This is a genomic window from Dactylosporangium sp. NPDC051541, assembly GCF_044454505.1.
Taxonomy (GTDB): domain Bacteria; phylum Actinomycetota; class Actinomycetes; order Mycobacteriales; family Micromonosporaceae; genus Dactylosporangium.
In genome coordinates this window covers 339,426-357,726 of sequence record NZ_JBITDU010000005.1, presented here as the reverse complement: position 1 = coordinate 357,726, position 18,301 = coordinate 339,426, and the positions used below count along the sequence as shown (strand labels likewise).

The window sequence follows — 18,301 nt, the reverse complement described above, 5'->3', positions numbered from 1 at the left end:
CAGTCCCGTCCGTTGTTTCTTGGTAACAATCCGGCAATGATCTAGCACCCGGGCGGTCGCCGCAGCCGTCCGGGAAGCGCTCTCACGTGTCCGGGATGTTAGCTGCGCGTGTCGGACTCTAAATCCAATTGCTTTACTAAGTCAACGGCGCAGGGCATCATGTAGGTAACGGTACGTAGGCAGGAGGCTGGGTGCGGCAAGTCGGGACAAATCTCCCCAAGGTCGGGCAGTACAACCGGGCGGTCGTGCTGGACCAGATCCAGCTGGCCGACGGCACCAGCCGCGTGGAGATCGCTGAGCACACCGGCCTCACGCCGCAGACGGTCTCCGGCATCGTGCGCCGGCTCATCGACGAGGGAATCGTCCGCGAGGACGGCGCCCGCTCGTCCAGCGGCGGCAAACCGCGCACCGTCCTGCGCATCAACGCCGACGCCGGCCGGGCCGTCGGCCTGCACTTCGACCCGGTCGAGCTGGCCTGCGTGGTCGTCGACCTGCTCGGCCGCCCGCTGGTCACGGCCCGCCGCCCGACCCCGGCCGACATGGACCCGGCCAAGGTCACGGCCGCGATGGCCGGCCTGGTCGGCGAGGTCCTGGCCGAGGCCGGGGTGGCCCGCGACAGCGTCCTCGGCCTCGGGCTGGCCGCGCCCGGGCCGATCGACCAGTCGCTCGGCGAGGTCATCTCGCCGCCGCAGCTGTCGGACTGGACCCGGGTCCCGCTCAAGCAGATGGTCGCCGACGCCACCGGCCTGCCGGTCACGCTGGACAACGACGCGACCGCCGCGGCGATCGGCGAGCGCTGGGCCGGTGCCGGCCGCGGGGTGGCGAACTTCGCCTACTTCTTCCTCGGCACCGGTGTCGGTGGCGGTCTCGTCCTCGGTCACCAGGTCCACCGGGGCGGCTCGATGAACGCCGCGGAGTTCGGGCACACCTCGGTTACGGAGAGTGGCCCCGACTGCTACTGCGGCAACCGCGGGTGCCTCGAGAGCCTCATCAACCCGGCGGCGCTCGTCGCCGACGCCCGCTCCCGTCTGGCGGCTGGCGGTGAGAGCGCTCTCACGAGGGCCTTCAACCGGGCACCGTCCACTGTGGATCACCAGGCCCTTTGTTACGCGGCCGCGGCGGGCGATGCGCTCGCCGCGGAGGTCATCGGCACGGCCGCCGAACGCCTCGCCGCGGTGGCCGTCAACGTCGTCAACATCGTCGATGTCGAGCTGATCATCCTGGGCGGCCACGGCATCCGGCACGTGGAGACCCAGTTCCGCCAGGCGGTCGTGCGGGCCCTGGGGGAGCGGGCCATCGCCCGGCGCATCCGCACCGTCGACGTGGCCCTGTCACCCCTCGGCGACGACGCCGCCGTGATCGGCGGCGCCGCCCTCGTCCTGCACGCGACCTACTCCCCGCAGGTCTCGTCGCTCCTGGCCGGGTGAGCCATTTATCGCTGTACCCTCGCGCCGGCGCCCTTCACCAGGGCCTCGACCTCTTTGAGACTGGCCATCGACGTGTCGCCGGGCGTGGTCATGGCCAGCGCGCCGTGCGCGGCCCCGTACTCCACCGCCGTCCGCAGCTCCCCGAACGTCATCAGCCCGTAGATCAGCCCCGACGCGAAGCTGTCGCCGCCGCCGACCCGGTCCAGGATCTCCAGCGCCGGCCGGTGCGTGGCCTCGGCGAAGTCCCCGTCGGCCCAGGCGATCGCGCCCCAGTCGTTCACCGTGGCCGTGCGCACGCCCCGCAGCGTCGTCGCGACGACCTGGAAGTTCGGATACGCCTCCACGGCCGCCGCGATCATCGTCCGGAAGTTGGCCGACTCGAGGGCACCCCCGCCGTGCAGATCCGTCTCGGGCACCTCGAGGCCGAGCGACGCCGTGAAGTCCTCCTCGTTGCCGATCATCACGTCGATCAGCGGGGCCAGGCGGCGGTTGACCTCGCGGGCCCGCTCCTGACCGCCGATCGCCTTCCACAGGCTCGGCCGGTAGTTGAGGTCGTAGGAGATCACGGTGCCGTGCCGGCGGGCCGCGGACAGACACGCCTCGATGACGTCCGGCGTCGTCTCCGACAACGCCGCGTAGATCCCCCCAGTGTGCAGCCACCGCACCCCGAGCGTGCCGAACAGGTGCTCCCAGTCCACATCGGACGGCTGCAGCGCACCGGCCGCGGTGTGGCCCCGGTCCGACACGCCGACCGCGCCGCGCACACCGAAGCCGCGCTCGGTGAAGTTGAGGCCGTTGCGGACCGTCCGGCCGATCCCGTCATACGGAACCCACTGCACGAACGTCGTATCGACGCCGCCCTGCAGGATCAGGTCCTCCAGCAGCCGGCCGACCTCGTTGTCCGCGAACGCGCTGATCAGCCCGGTGCGCAGCCCGAAGCAGCGGCGCAGGCCGCGGGCCACGTTGTATTCGCCGCCGCCCTCCCACGCGCGGAACTGCCGGGCGGTGCGGATGCGCCCCTCGCCCGGGTCGAGGCGGAGCATGACCTCGCCGAGCGAGATCAGGTCGTAGCGGCACTCCTCGGCCGGCCGGACGGCGATCACAAAACCTCCAGGGCGGCTTTGGTACGGGCGGTGACGGCGGCCCAGTCCCGGGCGGCGAGCAGCTCCGGGGCGACCATCCACGTGCCACCGACGGCGAGCACCGATGTGACCGCCAGATACGAGGCGAGGTTCGCGGTGTTGACCCCACCGGTCGGGATGAACCGGACATTGCGAAAAGGTGCGGAAAGCGCCTTCAGCATCGGTACTCCACCCAGCTGCTCGGCCGGGAAGAACTTCACGATGTCCAGGCCGGCGTCAAGCGCCTGCATGATCTCGGACGGCGAGGCGACACCCGGAAACACCGGCACGCCCCTGGTCTGCGCCCGTGCCACCACGGTCGCGCTGAAGCCGGGGCTGACGATGAACTGCGCGCCGGCGTCGACAGCCTGGTCGACCTGGGCGGCGGTGAGCACGGTCCCCGCACCCACGAGCATCCCGGGCCGCTCGGCCATGGCCGCGATGGCGGCGGCCGCGGCGGCGGTCCGGAACGTCACCTCGGCACAGCCCAGCCCACCGGCGACGAGCGCGTCAGCCAGGTCCGAGGCGTCGGCGGCATCCTCGAGCACGACAACGGGCACGATCTTCTTGGCGGCGACAACTTCAACCACGGGGGTCTGTTCAGTATGATGAACGTCGGTCACATATGTGACCATAGTGCACCGGAGGTCGCGTGACCACACCCGTGAAGTCCGCCGACCGGACCCTGGACATCCTGGAAGCCCTGGCCGCCGCGGGCCCGTCGACGCTGTCCGAGCTGACGAGGAGCCTGGACATCCCGAAGAGCAGCCTGCACGGCATCCTGCGCACGATGACCGCCCGCGGCTGGATCGAGGCGACGGAGACCCGCTTCCGCCTGGGCCTGAAGGCACTCCAGGTGGGCGCCGCCTACCTGGACGCCGACGACACGGTGGGCCTGCTGTCCGGCATCCTGGACGACCTGGCCGCCAGGTTCGGCGAAACCACGCACCTGGGCCGCCTGGACGGCCCCGACATCACCTACGTGGCCAAACGCGAATCGGTCCACCCACTGCGCCTGTACTCCGCGATCGGCCGCCGCCTGCCCGCCCACGCGACCGCCCTGGGCAAGGCGCTGCTGGCCACCCGCCCGCCGGCCGAGGTGGACGCCCTGCTCCCGACCCCACTACCACCCCTGACCCCGCACACGATCACGGACCGCGCGGCCTTGCACGCCGAACTGTCCGAAATCCGGGCCCGCGGCTACGCCGTGGACCGCGAAGAAAACACCGAGGGCATCGTCTGCATAGCCCGCACCGTCCCCATACGCGACCCGATCACCGACGCGATCAGCCTGTCCATCCCCAGAACGAGAATCGCCCCGTCCACAGTGGACGAGATAGCGACCGCCCTGGAGGAGGCCGTGAGCAAGGCTTCCAGCGCCAAGCGTTTCCTCTAGGACCTGCCCGACAGTGCCACGCCGGTCGGCTGAGCCAAGGCGTTCCGTGCGTGGCGCGGGGAGGTCGGCTACCGAGGTCGTATCCGGCCGTTGCAGCGCTCCGCCCGATGTGTGCGCAGCGCCTGGTGTGGCCCGACCGCGCAGCGTCGCCGGCTCGCCGGCCTCGCCGGCCCGGCCCCGGCGAGGGATCGGGGCCCTCCGCAGCGTTACCTTGGTTGCGAAACAGGCCACAGCCCGCAGCCGGTCCGAGCCCTACCGAGGTCGGCTCCGTCAGGGCAGGACCGAGGCCAGCCGGGCGAGGGCCGCAAGCGGGTCAGGCTCAGCCGGAATCAACACACAACTGGTCGCACCGGCGGCCTGCCGATCCGCGATCTGCCCCCACACTTCCTCGGCCGTCCCGGCCAGCGCCAGCGCCCGCACCCACTCGTCGGGCATCGTCGCGGCAAACTCCGCCCGGCTCCCCGAGGCCTGGCGGTGCCGGGCCAGGTCGGCCGCGAAGGGCAGCGGGGCCAGATGCGGCGCCCAGTCCGCCTCCCCGATCCAAGCCAGCCCCGGCCGCACGAGATCACGAGCCGCCCGGCCATCGAGCCCGACGGCCGCGGCGTCGTACGTGATCACCTCCGGCGCGCCGACACCCGAATGCTCAGCCGCCGCGGCCATGCGCTTGATGGACTCCGCGACGTACGCCGGCGCCGCCGGCTCGGCCAGCAACAGCCCGTCCGCCACCGCCCCGGCGACCGCGATCGACTTCGGCCCGCGCACGCCCAGGACGACCGGCGGCGCCACCGCCGGTACCTCCCCGATGGCGACCCCTTCGACGTTCACGTACCGCCCCGCCGCCGGCCCTGGCTCACCCCGCAGCAGCGTGCGCACGGCGACCGTGAACTCGCGCAGCAGGGTGAGCGGGCTGGCCGGGTGGGCGCCGACCGACCGCATCCAGTCGGGCATGCCGTGCCCGATGCCGGCGATCAGCCGGCCCGGGAACAGCTGGCCCAGCGTGGCGAGCTCCATCGCGGCGAACGCGGCGTTGCGGGCCCCGGCCGGCAGGATGCCGATGCCGACCACGATCCGTGACGTGGCGGCGAGCACCGCTCCGGCCTGGGCCACCCCGCCGCGGAAGCCGAGATCCTCCACGACCCAGAGTTCGTCGAACCCGAGCCGTTCGGCTTCCCGGGCGTAGGTCAGGACCTGGTTCGCGGGCAGGTCCCGCGGGAGCATCACCCCGACACGCGCCATCGCTGAACCTCGCCTGCCTTCTGCATGAGGAGAACGAGGCGTGCTCGGATTGAACAACACAGTGCGGGTCCGGTGCCGCCGTTCCGTCTCTCAACACCGTAACAGATGAAACTAATTCGCACTTTCGCCCATCACGCGCTGCGACAATCCCTCACTCGCCGTGTTCGCCAAGGTTTCTACCTGGTCGGGGTGGTCGGCGTAGCAGTACAGGATCAGTTCGTCGGCGCCGAAGGCAGCGTACGCGGCTACGGTGTCGGCCAGCTGGGTCGGGGCGCTGATCGGGGCGCCCCAGCCCTCGCGGCCGGTGAACGCGTAGTACGACGCTGCGGCCGCTTGGGCTCGGTCGGCGGTCGCGGGGGTGGCGGCGTTGATCTGGCACACCAGGCGGGGGCGGCCGGGGCGGTCGGCGGCGGCCCATTGGTCCTGCACGGTGCGTACCAGGCCGCCGGCCCACTGCAGCGGGGCCGCGCACAGGAAGCCGTCCGCGAAGCGGGCGACCCGCGCCAGTGCTTGTGGTGCGAAGCCGCCGATCAGGATGGGTGGGCCGCCGGGGGTGGCGGGGGTCGGGCCGATCGGGGTCTGTGGATAGGGCGCGCCCGACCAGATCGTCCGCAGGTCGGCCAGCATCTCGTCCATCAGCGCGCCCCGCCGCCGCAGCGGCACGCCGACGGCGGCGTGGTCGTCGGCGCGGCCGCCGATGCCCACACCCAGCGTGAACCGACCCCCCGACATGCGGTCCAGGGTGGCCACCTGTTTGGCCAGGACGGCCGTCGCGCGCAGCGGGGCCAGCAGGACCTCGGTCTGCAGCCGGATGCTCGTGGTGGCCCCGGCCAGGACGGACAGGGCGATCAGCGGCTCGGGATTGTCGTACGTGAGCCGGTCCAGCAGCGCGACGGAGGCGAATCCGGCCGCCTCGGCGCGGCGGGCCCACTCGGGCAGGCGCGCGGGGTCGCTGATGGGCAGGCCAAGACCGATTTTCATGATTCGGTACTCCCAGAGAGTGAAGATGGGCAGCAAACAGCGCTGTCGCCACCTCCTCCCCGCGACTGCTGCGAATCGCAGCCGGCCGACGACGCCTCTATCGACGAGGCCGGTGCCGCCCGAGGGGTCCCGAGCCCACCTGCGACGTCCATCCAGGGCCCGGAATTCGGAGTTCCGCCGAAAGCCTACCCCAACCCACAGCGGCGACTCCAACACACGGCGGCGACTCCAACGCACGGCGGCGGCTCCAACGCACGGCGGCGGCTCCAACGCACGGCGGCGACTCCAAACGCACAGCGGCGAACCCTGCGACCCAGCAGCCGACCCCACGACACAAGCAGCCCTACAAGATCACACAAAATTCAAATATTTACAACAATGAAACGAACGCATAGCTTCACGCCATGCGCCGGATGTTCACGAAACCTCTGCTCACCGTGCTCGCCGCGACCGCCGCCACCGTCGCGGCGCTGCTGGTCGCGCCGGCCGCGGCCCACGCCGAGTCCAACGGCGGCGTGCGGGTCATGCCGCTCGGCGACTCGATCACCGACGGCTTCAATGTGCCCGGTGGGTATCGGATGAACCTGTGGCGCGCCCTCGCGAACGCCGGGCACCCGGTGGACTTCGTCGGCTCGCAGTTCAACGGGCCGGCCGACCTGCCCGACCACGACCACGAGGGGCATCCGGGCTGGCGGATCGACGAGGTCGACGCCAACGCGTCCGCCTGGGTCGGCGGCACCGCCCCGCGCAGCGTGCTGATCCATCTCGGCACCAACGACGTGATCCAGAACTACAACCTCAGCGGCGCCCCCGCGCGGCTGTCGGGGCTCATCGACAAGGTGCGCGCGGCCGCGCCGAACGCCGACGTGTTCGTCGCGTCGATCATTCCCCTCGCCGACGCGGCGCGGGAGGCCAACGCCAGTGCGTTCAACGCCGCCCTGCCCGGGATCGTGGCCGGCAAGGGCGCGAAGGTGCACTTCGTCGACATGCACGCCGCGCTCACCCCCGGTGACCTGGCCGACGGCGTGCACCCCACCCGCGGCGGCTACGACAAGATGGCGGCGCGCTGGGCGTCGGCGATGGCGGCCGTGCCCGGTTCGGCCGGCGACGACGGGAACGCGACCACGCTGCCCGCGAACTCGTACATCTCGCTGCGGGCGACGACGGCCTGCTGCACGACCCGGTACGTCCGGCACCAGAACGGCCTCGGCTACACGGAGGTGGTGTCGGCGGCCGGCGACGCGCTGCTCAAGCAGGACGCCACCTGGAAGGTGGTGGCCGGGCTCGCCGGTGGCTGCTACAGCCTGCAGTCCCGCAACTTCCCGGCCTATTACCTGCGCCACCAGAACGGCCGAGTCAAGATCAGTGCCGATGACGGTACCGCCCTGACCCGCGCCGACGCGACCTGGTGCCCGAAGACCGGGTCCGGTGGCGTGCGCCTGGCGTCCTGGAACTTCCCGGGCTCCTACCTGCGCCACATCAACGCCGAGCTCTGGCTGGCGACGCCGGGCGGCACCGCGGCGCAGGACGGCACCGGCAGCTTCGTCCCCGACATCACGTGGGCCGTCGCATCACCCTGGGCACCATAGGGAGCGCTCCCAATGAGAAGCTGTCAAGCATGGCTCTCGGGGTGGTGGCGAGGATCGGGCGGTTCTGCTTCCGGCACCGGTGGACGGTCATCGGGGTGTGGCTGGTCGTGGTCGTGCTGGGCGGGCTCACGTTCGGGCCGGTCTTCAGCGCGATCGCGGACCCGGGCACCCCCAAGCACGTCGAGACGTTCGAGGGCATGGACGCGATCGCGACCGGGGACGGCTCCAGCGGCACCGTCATCGGTCTCGTCGGCGGCGTCGACCCGCAGGCCCCGGCCGTGCGCACCGCGATCGACACGGCCGCCGCCGACCTCGGCCGCTCGGCCGGCGTGACGTCGGTGGCCACCCCGTATTCGGTCGAGCCGGCCAGGGCGCCCGCATACCTGGCCACCGACCAGCGGGGCCTGCTCGTGGTCGTGGCCCTGGAGAAGCTGGACCGCGGCGATCGCGACAAGGTCCTCGACGCGCTGCGGGACCGGCTGCACAAGGTCGACGGGGATCTCGACGCGGCGGGGGTGCCGCAGGCGACGGTCGAGGTCGGCGGCAACCCGATCCTCAACGCCGACCTGCGGGCCGCGCAGCAGGGCGACCTCGGCCGGGCCGAGCTGATCTCGCTGCCGCTGACCCTCGTCGTGCTGGTGTTCGTGTTCGGCGGGCTGGTCACGGCCGGGCTGCCGGTGCTCGCGGCCACGGTGTCGGTGGCCGCCGCCATGCCGCTGCTGTGGCTGTTCAGCCGGGTCACCGACCTGGACCCGAACGTCGTCACGGTGGTGACGCTGCTCGGCCTCGGCCTGTCGATCGACTACGGGCTGCTGCTCGTCGCCCGCTACCGGGAGGAGGTCGCGGCCGGCTTCGAGCCGCAGGAGGCGATCGGCCGGGCCTGGGCCACGGCCGGCCGCACGATCTTCTTCAGCGCGCTCACCGTCGCCGCCGCCCTGTCCGGCCTGCTGATGTTCTCGATCCACCAGCTCAGCGCGCTCGGCGTGGGCGGCGTCTCGGTCGCCGTGGTGGCGATGCTGGCCGCGCTGACGTTCACGGCCGCGCTGGTCGGCGTCCTGCACAAACGGATCCGGCCCAAGGCGGCCAAGGCCCGCGACCCCGACGCGGCCAAACCGCGGGAACACGAGGCGGGCGAGCAGCGCGACGACGAGCGGGGCTTCTTCGCGGCCCTGTCCCGGTTCGTCCAGCGCCGCCCGGTGCTCGTCGCCGCCGGGGCCACCGTCCTGCTGCTCGCGGCCGGCGCGCCGCTGCTCGGCGCCACGATCAAGCTGCCGAAGCTGGAGGGTGTGCCGCGCAGCATCGAGTCGGCCCGGGTCGCCGACGAGCTCGCCGCGCGCTACGGCCGCACCTACAAGCCGGTGGTCACGGTCGTGGCCCGCACCGATGCGGCGTCCCTCGACGCGTATGCCGCCCGGTGGACGTCCGACCCCGCGGTCGGCGGCGTCCAGCCCGCCAAGCCGGCCGGCGACGGGGTCGCGACGGTCGACCTGACCCTCAAGGGCGGCTCCCAGGACCAGGCCGCGAAGGACCTGGTGCACCGGCTGCGCGCCGACCGTCCCGCCGGCGTCCAGTCCTGGGTGATCGGCGACGCCGCCACGCTCGTCGACCTGGTCGGGCTGATCGTCGATGACCTCCCAGGGGCCGTCACCGTGACCCTGATCGCGATGATCCTGCTCCTCTTCGCCATGACGGGCTCTGTGGTGGTACCGGTGAAGGCCGTTCTTGCCAATGTCGTTTCCCTGGGAGCGACGTTCGGTGTCATGGTCGCCGTGTTCGAGCACGGCTGGGGCTCGGGCGTCCTGCACACGCTCACCACCGGCGGGCTGGACCCGTTCGTCGTCGTGATCGTGTTCGCGTTCGCGTTCGGCCTGTCCATGGACTACGAGGTGTTCCTGCTCGGGCGGATCAAGGAGTATGTCGAGCGCGGCGACGACACCGACACCGCCGTCCGCCGCGGCCTGCAGCACACGGGCCGGATCATCACCTCGGCCGCGCTGCTGATGGTCGTCGTGTTCGCCTGCTTCGCCGCCGCCGACCTCGGCCAGATCGAGCAGGTCGGGCTGGGCCTGCTGACCGCGGTCGTGATCGACGCGACGGTCGTGCGCTGCCTGCTGGTGCCGGCGACGATGACGCTGCTCGGGCGGTTCAACTGGTGGGCGCCCGGACCGCTGCGGCGCCTGCACGACCGCGTCGGCCTGCGCGAACACCCCCTGCCCGCACCGGCCCCGGATCGGGAAACCGTCACCGTCGATTAGGGTGACGATCATGTCCGAACCCGCCGCGGCCGCCGCACCGGCCGAGGAGCGCCACGCGACCTGGCTCGAGCTCTTCTTCGACCTGGTCGTCGTGGCCGCCGTCGCCCAGCTCGCGCACCTGCTGCACGAGGACATCACCTGGGAGAAGGTGCTGGTCTTCGGCGTCGCCTACTACGCGATGTGGACGGTCTGGACCACGTTCACGCTCTACGCGAACGTCACCGGGGTCCGCACCCGCCAGCGCTCGATGCTCCTGGCGATGTTCGGCATCGCCGTCATGGCCGCGTCGGTCCCGCTGATGGAGCACGGCGAGGTGCACGCGTTCGTGATCGCGTACATCGCGTGCCGGATCCTGGCCAACATCTCGTTCAACCGCACGAACCGGCTCATGACCGAGTGGCCCACCGCCCAGCAGGCCGCCGGTCTCATCCCGTGGTTCGCCTCCCTGGGCGACTACGAGGACGAGCGGGTCCGCTACGGCCTGTGGATCACCAGCATCGTCCTGGACGTCTTCTTCTCCGTCGTGCGCTCCCGCGACCCGAAGGCCCTGCTGGAGGAGGAGCGCAGCGAACGGGTGCGGTCCCTGCGCCGCCACCACCGCGAGCGCGAGGTCGGCCGGGTCCTGCAGCTCCAGGCGGCCGACCCGGACCGCCCCCACCTGGGCGAACGCCTGGGCCTGTTCGTCATCATCGTCCTGGGTGAGGCGGTCGCCCAGCTCGTCAACGCGGCCGCCGACGTCACCGGTGACGTCGGCCAGTGGCGCCGGCCCGAGTTCACGGTCCTCGTGCTGGGCTTCGGCCTGCTCGTCGCCCTGTGGTGGCTGACGCTGCGCTACGGCCCGAGCTCGGCCCCGACCTACGGCGTCCGCGTCTTCGCCCTGCGCCTGACGATGCCGGCGCACTACCTGACCACGGTCTCGATCGTCGTCATCGCCGCCGGTCTGGGCTCCCTGGCCGCCCACCCCGAGGGTCACGTGGAGCCGTCGGCCCGGATCGTCCTGTGCACGGGCGCCGCCCTGTACTTCCTGACCGCCACGGTCCTCGGCGCCCGCGGCGGCGCGCCCTGGCGCTGGGTCCTCGGCTGGGGCGTGCCCTCGGTCCTGGTCTGCACGGCCGCTGCGGTCTTCGCCGGCCCCCTGCGGGCCTGGGCCCTCCTGGCCGTCGTCCTGGCCACGGCCCTGTGGCACATCGCCTACCGCCGCGTCTCCGGCGGTGCTACCTCAGCCGAAGCGGACGACGACCCGCCCGAGATTGCGCCGGGCGGCCACGAGGTCGAGGGCCCGGTTTAGCTCGGCGACCCGCATTCGCGCGGGAACTCCGCCCTGCCGCCCGATCCGGTCACGGCCACCACGCGGTCGCTGCCGAGCGCTCGGACCAGCCGCACCGCGAGGTGCCCGACCCCGCCGGCGGCCAGCTGGGCAACAGGTCTAGCCGTGCAGCGCGCCGATCGCCGGTGGGGACAGGACCGGGGCGATGTAGTAGCGCATCCAGTTGTCCAGCAGCGTGCGCATCCGGGCCCGGATCTGGGCGTCGGCCCAGTCCAGGGATTCCAGGAAGGCGGCGTAGTCGGCGTCGGACGGGCCCAGCTGGCCCTCGGCGACGAGCTGCCGGCGGCGGACCTTGGCCAGGGCGGCGACCACGCCGGCGGTCATCTCCGGGTGGAACTGCAGGGTGCGGGCGGTCGCGCCGATGGCGAGGGCCTCGTTGCGGTAGGCGCCGTAGGCCAGCTCGGTCACCGGGCCGAACTCGCTGACCGCCGGCACGTCGTAGACGACGTCGACGTGTGACGTGAACGTGTCGAACGCGTCCGGCAGGCCGCGGAACAGCGGGTCGCGGCGGCCGGCGGGGGTGAGGGTGAGGCGTTCGATGCCGAAGCGGCGGCCCTGGTGGCCGACCTTCGACAGGGCACCGGCGATCTCCGCCTTGGCCTGGTGCGACCAGCAGATGTGCAGCTCGGGCACGCCGCGGCGCTGGGCCGTGGCCAGGAACTCCTTCGTGCGCCGGATCCACGGCAGCTCCTCGTAGGAGGAGTGCCCGGAGCCGCTGCCGATGATCCCGTGGGCCTCGATCGTGTCGGGCAGTGCCTCGCCGTCGGCGACGTTGACGCAGTGGATCTGGTCCGGGTCCAGCCGGGTGACCTCGGCGATCCAGTCGCGGTATGGCGTCAGGCCCATCTCCCGGAGCGGCGCCTGCTCCTGCATGTTGAGGAACAGCAGCCGGCACCGCTGGCGGACGTGGAGCGGGCGCCGGGCGCCGGTCAGCCGTGCGGCACGGTGGTCGATGGCGTGAGCCGTCATGCTGGGCATCGCCTCCACGGCGGATCGTCGGCTGGGTCGGGGCCGATTGTGGAGCATAGCCCTAAGGTTGCGCTTCGGTTTCCGCAAATACCCGATAGGCGGAACAGTCCTGACAAGACCTGACGTCACCCGACCGCGGGCCGCGTCCGGCCTGCGTGGCGGGCGGTCCACGGGAGCTGTATTGGACCTGCGGGTCGGCCGGGCGGGCCGGTACCGTGGCCGCCGTGGATCAATGCGTGGAGTGCGGCTTCGGCTACACCGCCCGGGCGGACGAGGTACCCCCGCGGCTTCGTGGTCTGGCCGGCCGGTTCACGGAGGCACTGGCCGGTGTGCCCGACCTCCGGCGGCGGCCCGCCCCCGAGGTGTGGTCGGCGCTGGAGTACACCTGCCACGTGCGCGATGTGCTGCGGGTGCAGCGGGAGCGCCTGGACCTGGCGCTGCGCACGGACGTCCCCGAGTTCGCGCCGATGGGCCGCGACGAGCTCGCCGTGACGGCCGCGTACAACCGGCAGGAACCGGCGGCCGTCCTCGACGCGCTCGGGGCCGCCGCGGAGGTTCTCGCCACGGCGTTCGCCGCGCTCGGGCCGGCGGAGCTCGCACGGACCGGGCTGTATCCGTGGCCGCATCCGGTCGCGCGCACGCTGCTCTGGCTGGGGCAGCACACCGTCCACGAGGGCGAGCACCACCTCATGGACGTCCGCCGGCAATGGGGCTGATCACACCAGTGCGAGGGCGTGGTTCACGATGAGGTCCTCGATGCCGTAGAGGAAGCGCTCCATGTCCGGGCGGGGCAGTACCGCCGCATCGGCCGTCATCGCCAGCTCGAGGCTGCCGGGGGCGTCCTGGACGTCGAGGGCGAAGGTGGTGCCGGGCCGCGGCGCGTGCTCGACGGGCCAGGTCAGGGTCGTGCGCTCGCGGGCCGCGGTGAGGGGCTCGGCGGCCGGGCGGGCGTAGCCGAGGATCGGCATCAGCCCGCGGACGTCGTTGACGAAGCAGGAGTGGTCGGCCGGGGCGCCGAGGCCGGCGATGTCCCGGCCGAGGGCGAGCTTGTCGTAGTACGCGTGCCGCTGGGCCGACAGGGCCGCGCCGAACGTGCGCCGGACCAGGTCCGCGAAGTCCGCCCCGGACTCGGGCAGGAGCAGCAGGCCCTCCTGCGCGATCGTGTTCACGGCGCCCGCCATCCCCGGCCGGAACCGGTTGTTGACCACGACCTGGAACACGGCGTCGGGCGCCCCGCCGAGCGCGCCGGCCGCGGCGGCCGTGGCGGCGAGCAGGACCGCGCTCTGGTTGACCTCGAGGCCGGCCGCGACCCGGTCCAGGGCGAGGCCGAGGGCGGGGGAGTTGAGCACGGCGTTGGGGAACGCGGCCGAAGGTGGGCGCTCAGCCCGATGCACCGTCCGGGCCGGGAACTGGCTGGCCGGGCCGCGGGTGAGCTTGTCCAGCCAGGCCCGGCGGGCGGCGGCGTCGCGGCGGCGGCCCTTGTCCGACGTCTGGAACGCGGCCTCCTCCAGGGGCTGGGTCCGCTCGCCGGCGGCGAGGGGCAGCCCGGCGGCGAGGGCGGCGGCGTCGGCCAGGAGGGTGCGCAGGCCCCAGCCGTCGGACGCGGTGTGGGCGAGGGACAGGATGAGGTACCGCACCCGCCCGCCGCTCGTCACGACCCCGGCCCGGATCGGCAGGTCCCGCTCGGCGTCGAACGGCCGCCCCTGCAGCTCGGGGTAGAGGGCGTAGGCGGTCTCGACGACGTCGCCGGGCGCGCACTCGCGGGTGTGCAGCGGCACCGCCCCGGCCGCGGCGACGACCTGCTCGAGCCGGTCGCCGTCCCAGCGCAGGGTCGTGCGCAGCGAGTCGTGCCGCAGCAGCAGCGTGCGGATCAGCTCGGCCAGCCGGTCGGGCGGCAGCGGCGGGTCGATCGGCAGGCCGCCGCTGACGTTGTATCGCGCCGCGTCGTCCCCGAGCGTGCGCACCACGTCCCAGATCGCGCTCTGCCCCCAGGTCGCCGCCCCGGTCCCCGATCGCGCGCCCCCGAAGGCGACCTTCGACTCCACATGTGCAGTCTCATATATCGATACGAAGGTTGTCGACGTCCGTCCAAAGCCCATATACCGGGCAGCAACCCATGTGGCGGGCTGTCCGGCTCGTCGGTCCTTACCCTGAGCGACCCGTCCGGTGGTGGTTGGGTAGAAATCGCAGATGCTGCGAAACGGCGTGCTGGGCACGGGCCAGGATAAGCAATAGCATCGATGAGTCCAATTGTGGAGGACCGATGCTCGCGCACCGGCCCTCCGTTATCGCGCCGTCAGGCGTACCGGTTCGACCATGGCACGGTGTAGTGCCATGAGCGGCGAGTCGACGTGCCTGGCACGGTGCCGTCATTCCTGGCGGCGCTGTGTCAATGTGGCACGGCGATCTGCCGTTGCACAATTCAATGACGGTGTTCGCAGCACCGCCATCGATCTAGCACGTCGTTAGTGGGCGGAATCGAAGCGACCGAGCTTCGTGCCGTCCACGAACGACGCCCAATCCACGGGCGTGAATGTCAAAACCGGCCCCGTGGGATTCTTGCTGTCGCGGACCCCAATTTCTCGGGAGACGACCGCGACCTCCACACAATTCGCGCCGCCGTTTCCGTTGCTGCGGCTGCTCTTACGCCAGGCTGCGTTCTGAAAATGCGTTGCCATGCATAGCACCTCCTCCCCGGCGGAATTCCCCAGCCGTCAGAGGCCGTCGAGCAGGCGCTTGATCATGCCGACCGACTCCTCCTCCGTGAGTGCTCTCGTGCTGAGGCGCTCGAACTCGACCCGGTAACGCTTGACCTCTGCAGGCTGCTCCTCGTAGTAGTCCCCGGCAAGTCCTTCGAGGTAGACGACGTCCAAGTGGGCGACGTCGGGGAACTCCAGCAGTGCGACCGAACCGCCCAGGAACGCGTGTTGACCAGCGTCATAGGGCAGCACCTGCAGCGTGACGTTGGGCAGAGCAGTGGCGTCTATGAGCCGTTGCCACTGGTCACGCATGACCTCCGGGCCACCGATGAGCCGGCGGACCACGGCCTCGTCAACGATCGCCCAGAAGTTTAGCGGTGATACCCCGGTCAGGCGGCGCTGCCTGGTCTTTCGCAGCTCGACCCGGCGGTCGTTGGCCTCCTGGGGGTCGTGGCTGCGGCCGGTGTCGATGAGCGCGCGCATGTAGGCCTCGCTCTGCAGCAGCCCGGGCAGCACGATGGGCTCCCAGACCTTGGCCGAGGAGGCGTCGGCCTCCATGCCCACGAAGTTGCCGGGCCGCATGACGTCCTTGTAGTCCGTCCACCAGCCGCGCTGGCGGGCCAGCCGGGCCAGGGTCATGAGGGCGTCGCGGTAGTCGCTGTCGGCCACGCCGTACAGCGTCAGAAGATCGTTGACATCCCGGGGAGTGACCGGCACCCGCGCGTTCTCGATGCGGGTGACCTTGGCTGAGTGCCATTCGAACTGGCGCGACACGGCTTCCTGGGTAAAGCCGGCGTCTTCGCGGCACTTCTTCAACTCGGCGGCCAGCCGACGACGGCGAAGTGTAGGCCCCTCGTCGACAGCCACCGGTCCCTCTTCGGGTGTTCTGGTGGTGTCCGTCTGCACGTCCGCGATCCTATGCAATTTGTGGTTGGCTCATACTCCGAGTCTAGTACTCGTTGCACTACGCGCAGTGCTTGGTACATGATGCTGGGGACATCGAGGATGAACCTCCATTCATTCATGATCTCCTTTTGCCTAGTGCCGGGGAGCGTGATTTGCAGTGCTGGCCAACAGCTACTACCTGATTGCCCACGACGATCGGACCGGACGCACCCGGCTGCACCCCAGGGCGACCGGCCTCGGGCTCGCGGCGGGGCTGCTCGGCGAGCTCATGCTCTTCGGACGCCTCCGGGCCATGACCGGCGATCTCTACGTCGTCAGCCACGAGCCGCCGGGCGACTCCCTCTGCCACACGCTGCTCGACCTGCTCGTCGCCCAGCCGCAGCACAAGGAGATCCGGACCTGGCTCGCCTACCTGTCCCAGGACGCGGCCGACCAGGTCGGTGAGCGGCTCCTGCGGGCCGGGGTGGTCGAGCCGGTGACGAAGCGCAAGCTGCTCGGCGCGCAGACCCTCTACATGCCCGTCAACCCGGACCAGCGCAACGCCGCGGCCTGGGAGTCGATCCGGCTGGCGGAGGCGCTGGGCCGGCGGCGCTCCATGAACCTCTCGGACCGGGTGCTCGTCGCGCTCGTCGTGGCGACCGGCCTGACGCGCTACGTGTTCTTCAGCCCTCAGCAGCAGCGCGACTGCATGCAGGCCATGCCCGGGATCCTCAGCTCGCTCCCCGACGACCTCGTTCAGCTCGTGCAGTACACCGAAGCCGCGGTGGGTTCAGCCCTCGCCGCCGGCCGCCGGTAGTCCGCCGCACCACCACGGGCCCAGCAGGCCCGCGTGAGGAGAGACGAACCATGGCGCGTACGACCATGACCGGGCCCGACATCGTCGCGCGCGGACTGGCCAACAACCGGCTCGGCGTGCCGTCGGTGGTGTTCTTCGGCGTCGCCGGCGCCGCACCCCTGACGGTCATCCTGGGCTCGATCTCCACGATCTACGCCGTCGTCGGCAACACCGCCGTCCCGCTGGTCTACTTCGTGGCCGCCCTCGTCCTGTCCCTGTTCACCGTCGGCTTCGTGGCCATGAGCCGCCACATCGTCAACTCCGGCGCCTTCTACAGCTACATCAGCCACGGCCTCGGCCGGATGATCGGGGTGGCGGCCGCGTTCATCGCGCTGCCCGCCTACGCGGCCATGCAGATCGGCCTGCTCGGCCTGTTCGGGGTCGTGGCCCAGAGCATCCTGTTCGCCAGCGGGATCAACGTGAGCTGGTTCGTCTGCTCGCTCGTCGGCTGGTTCCTGGTGGCGATCCTCGGCGTGCTCTGGGTCGACCTGAGCGGCAAGGTCCTCGCGGTCCTGCTCACCGTCGAGATCGCGATCGTGCTGATCTACGACTTCGTCATGCTGGCCCACCCGCACGGCGGCCGGGCCGACTTCCAGGCGCTCAACCCGGCCCAGCTGGCCACCCCCGAGGTGGTCGCGATGCTGGTGCTGGCGATCGCGGGCTTCGTCGGCTTCGAGGCCACGGTCGTGCTCTCGGAGGAGGCCAAGGACCCGAAGAAGACCATCGGCCGGGCCACCCACTGGGCCGTGCTGCTGCCCGGCCTGCTCTGCGGCGTCTCGGCGTTCGCGATGTCCAGCAACGCCGGCGACATCGTCGGCGAGGCCCGGGCCGACACCACCAACCTGGTGTTCAACCTGGTCACGCCCTACGTGCCGGAGGCCCTGGTCAACATCGGCTACATCCTGTTCCTCACCAGCGTGTTCGCGGCGATGCTGGCCTTCCACACCTCGGTGACCCGCTACCAGTTCGCGCTCGGCCGCGAGCGGGTGCTCCCGCGGATCTACGGCTCGGCGCACCCCCGCACCGGCGCCCCCATCGCGGGCTCGGTGACCCAGAGCGTGATTGCGCTCATTGTGCTGATTCTGTACTTCGTGACGAAAACCGACCCATTGGTGCATCTCTTCGCGTGGATGACCGTGGCCGGTGGGCTCGGGGTGCTGATGCTCATGTGGGCCACGTCGGCCGCGGTGGTCGGCTTCTTCCTGCGCAACCGGCGCCGGGAGAACGTCTGGCGGGCCCGGATCGCGCCGCTGCTGGCGTTCCTGCTGCTGACCTTCGTGCTGCTGGCCACCGTGATCGGCCTCGGCGACCTGCTGCAGGTCGACGACGACTCGCCGTTCAACTGGCTGTTCTCCACCATCTACGCGCTCTGCGCCCTCTTCGGCATCGGCTGGGCCGCGATCATGCGCGGCACCCGGCCGGATGCCTACGCCGGGATCGGCCGCGGCACCGAGGGCTTCGTGGCGGCGGAAAGCGTCTTCGGGCGGCCCACAAGGCCGCACCGCGTCACCGCCGACGTCGCACACCATGCGGCCTGAACCGGCACCGTCCACCGGCCGT

The 18,301-nt window shown here is 71.3% G+C and carries 16 protein-coding genes; 8 read left to right on the top strand and 8 right to left on the bottom strand.

The window, feature by feature from the left end; all coding sequences use genetic code 11:
- The first annotated feature begins 191 nt into the window (after positions 1–191).
- On the top strand, positions 192–1,427 hold the full coding sequence (locus ACIA8L_RS25425; protein ID WP_395908704.1) for an ROK family transcriptional regulator: 1,236 nt from the start codon (positions 192–194) through the stop codon (positions 1,425–1,427).
- Between the two features lie 5 nt (positions 1,428–1,432).
- Here the strand turns inward: ACIA8L_RS25425 and ACIA8L_RS25420 are convergent, their stop codons facing one another.
- The gene (locus tag ACIA8L_RS25420) at positions 1,433–2,530 is read right to left on the bottom strand and encodes a sugar kinase (RefSeq protein ID WP_395908702.1); all 1,098 of its coding nucleotides are present in this window, start codon (positions 2,528–2,530) and stop codon (positions 1,433–1,435) included.
- The gene (gene eda / locus ACIA8L_RS25415; protein ID WP_395908700.1) at positions 2,527–3,171 is read right to left on the bottom strand and encodes a bifunctional 4-hydroxy-2-oxoglutarate aldolase/2-dehydro-3-deoxy-phosphogluconate aldolase; all 645 of its coding nucleotides are present in this window, start codon (positions 3,169–3,171) and stop codon (positions 2,527–2,529) included. The genes ACIA8L_RS25420 and eda overlap by 4 nt, the downstream gene beginning before the upstream one ends.
- A gap of 29 nt (positions 3,172–3,200) precedes the next feature.
- Between eda and ACIA8L_RS25410 the strand changes: the two genes are divergently transcribed.
- On the top strand, positions 3,201–3,944 hold the full coding sequence (locus tag ACIA8L_RS25410) for an IclR family transcriptional regulator (protein WP_395908698.1): 744 nt from the start codon (positions 3,201–3,203) through the stop codon (positions 3,942–3,944).
- Between the two features lie 270 nt (positions 3,945–4,214).
- Here the strand turns inward: ACIA8L_RS25410 and ACIA8L_RS25405 are convergent, their stop codons facing one another.
- Together ACIA8L_RS25405 and ACIA8L_RS25400 are read right to left on the bottom strand one after the other, a co-directional pair.
- A complete protein-coding gene (locus ACIA8L_RS25405) occupies positions 4,215–5,180 on the bottom strand; it encodes an LLM class flavin-dependent oxidoreductase (RefSeq protein ID WP_395908696.1) in 966 nt (321 codons plus the stop codon).
- A gap of 111 nt (positions 5,181–5,291) precedes the next feature.
- Positions 5,292–6,161, bottom strand: a complete 870-nt coding sequence (locus ACIA8L_RS25400; protein ID WP_395908694.1) for an LLM class flavin-dependent oxidoreductase — start codon at positions 6,159–6,161, stop codon at positions 5,292–5,294.
- A 413-nt stretch (positions 6,162–6,574) separates the two neighbouring features.
- Between ACIA8L_RS25400 and ACIA8L_RS25395 the strand changes: the two genes are divergently transcribed.
- The 3 genes from ACIA8L_RS25395 to ACIA8L_RS25385 are packed head-to-tail and all read left to right on the top strand — an operon-like array spanning position 6,575 to position 11,293.
- Positions 6,575–7,750: an AbfB domain-containing protein gene (locus ACIA8L_RS25395; RefSeq protein WP_395908692.1), complete on the top strand. Its 1,176-nt coding sequence runs from the start codon at positions 6,575–6,577 to the stop codon at positions 7,748–7,750.
- 29 nt (positions 7,751–7,779) lie between these two features.
- Positions 7,780–10,005: an MMPL family transporter gene (locus ACIA8L_RS25390; protein ID WP_395908690.1), complete on the top strand. Its 2,226-nt coding sequence runs from the start codon at positions 7,780–7,782 to the stop codon at positions 10,003–10,005.
- A gap of 10 nt (positions 10,006–10,015) precedes the next feature.
- Positions 10,016–11,293, top strand: coding sequence for a low temperature requirement protein A (locus ACIA8L_RS25385; RefSeq protein WP_395908688.1), 1,278 nt, complete (start codon positions 10,016–10,018; stop codon positions 11,291–11,293).
- Between the two features lie 138 nt (positions 11,294–11,431).
- On the opposite strand, the gene ACIA8L_RS25380 is transcribed toward ACIA8L_RS25385, so the two are convergent.
- Positions 11,432–12,301: a type 1 glutamine amidotransferase gene (locus ACIA8L_RS25380; protein ID WP_395908686.1), complete on the bottom strand. Its 870-nt coding sequence runs from the start codon at positions 12,299–12,301 to the stop codon at positions 11,432–11,434.
- Positions 12,302–12,525: 224 nt separating this feature from the next.
- Between ACIA8L_RS25380 and ACIA8L_RS25375 the strand changes: the two genes are divergently transcribed.
- Positions 12,526–13,017, top strand: a complete 492-nt coding sequence (locus tag ACIA8L_RS25375; RefSeq protein WP_395908684.1) for a DinB family protein — start codon at positions 12,526–12,528, stop codon at positions 13,015–13,017.
- On the opposite strand, the gene ACIA8L_RS25370 is transcribed toward ACIA8L_RS25375, so the two are convergent.
- The 3 genes from ACIA8L_RS25370 to ACIA8L_RS25360 form a co-directional block, all read right to left on the bottom strand.
- On the bottom strand, positions 13,018–14,346 hold the full coding sequence (locus ACIA8L_RS25370; RefSeq protein ID WP_395908682.1) for a condensation domain-containing protein: 1,329 nt from the start codon (positions 14,344–14,346) through the stop codon (positions 13,018–13,020).
- Between the two features lie 420 nt (positions 14,347–14,766).
- Positions 14,767–14,979, bottom strand: a complete 213-nt coding sequence (locus ACIA8L_RS25365; RefSeq protein WP_395908680.1) for a DUF397 domain-containing protein — start codon at positions 14,977–14,979, stop codon at positions 14,767–14,769.
- Positions 14,980–15,015: 36 nt separating this feature from the next.
- Positions 15,016–15,867 carry a helix-turn-helix domain-containing protein gene (locus ACIA8L_RS25360; protein ID WP_395909043.1) on the bottom strand — a complete coding sequence of 284 codons (852 nt, stop codon included), beginning with the start codon at positions 15,865–15,867 and terminating at the stop codon, positions 15,016–15,018.
- A 196-nt stretch (positions 15,868–16,063) separates the two neighbouring features.
- On the opposite strand from ACIA8L_RS25360, the gene ACIA8L_RS25355 reads away from it, so the two are divergent.
- Positions 16,064–16,702, top strand: a complete 639-nt coding sequence (locus ACIA8L_RS25355; protein WP_223095356.1) for a GPP34 family phosphoprotein — start codon at positions 16,064–16,066, stop codon at positions 16,700–16,702.
- A gap of 50 nt (positions 16,703–16,752) precedes the next feature.
- Complete coding sequence (locus ACIA8L_RS25350) at positions 16,753–18,279, top strand: APC family permease (RefSeq protein ID WP_395908677.1); 1,527 nt, start codon at positions 16,753–16,755, stop codon at positions 18,277–18,279.
- Positions 18,280–18,301 lie beyond the last annotated feature (22 nt).

What these genes read in the sequence shown, in the direction of transcription:
- ACIA8L_RS25405 (WP_395908696.1), bottom strand. Translation starts at nt 5,180, where the DNA reads ATGGCGCGTGTCGGGGTGATGCTCCCGCGGGACCTGCCCGCGAACCAG.
- ACIA8L_RS25400 (WP_395908694.1), bottom strand. Translation starts at nt 6,161, where the DNA reads ATGAAAATCGGTCTTGGCCTGCCCATCAGCGACCCCGCGCGCCTGCCC.
- ACIA8L_RS25395 (WP_395908692.1), top strand. Translation starts at nt 6,575, where the DNA reads ATGTTCACGAAACCTCTGCTCACCGTGCTCGCCGCGACCGCCGCCACC.
- ACIA8L_RS25390 (WP_395908690.1), top strand. Translation starts at nt 7,780, where the DNA reads ATGGCTCTCGGGGTGGTGGCGAGGATCGGGCGGTTCTGCTTCCGGCAC.
- ACIA8L_RS25385 (WP_395908688.1), top strand. Translation starts at nt 10,016, where the DNA reads ATGTCCGAACCCGCCGCGGCCGCCGCACCGGCCGAGGAGCGCCACGCG.
- ACIA8L_RS25380 (WP_395908686.1), bottom strand. Translation starts at nt 12,301, where the DNA reads ATGACGGCTCACGCCATCGACCACCGTGCCGCACGGCTGACCGGCGCC.
- ACIA8L_RS25365 (WP_395908680.1), bottom strand. Translation starts at nt 14,979, where the DNA reads ATGGCAACGCATTTTCAGAACGCAGCCTGGCGTAAGAGCAGCCGCAGC.
- ACIA8L_RS25350 (WP_395908677.1), top strand. Translation starts at nt 16,753, where the DNA reads ATGGCGCGTACGACCATGACCGGGCCCGACATCGTCGCGCGCGGACTG.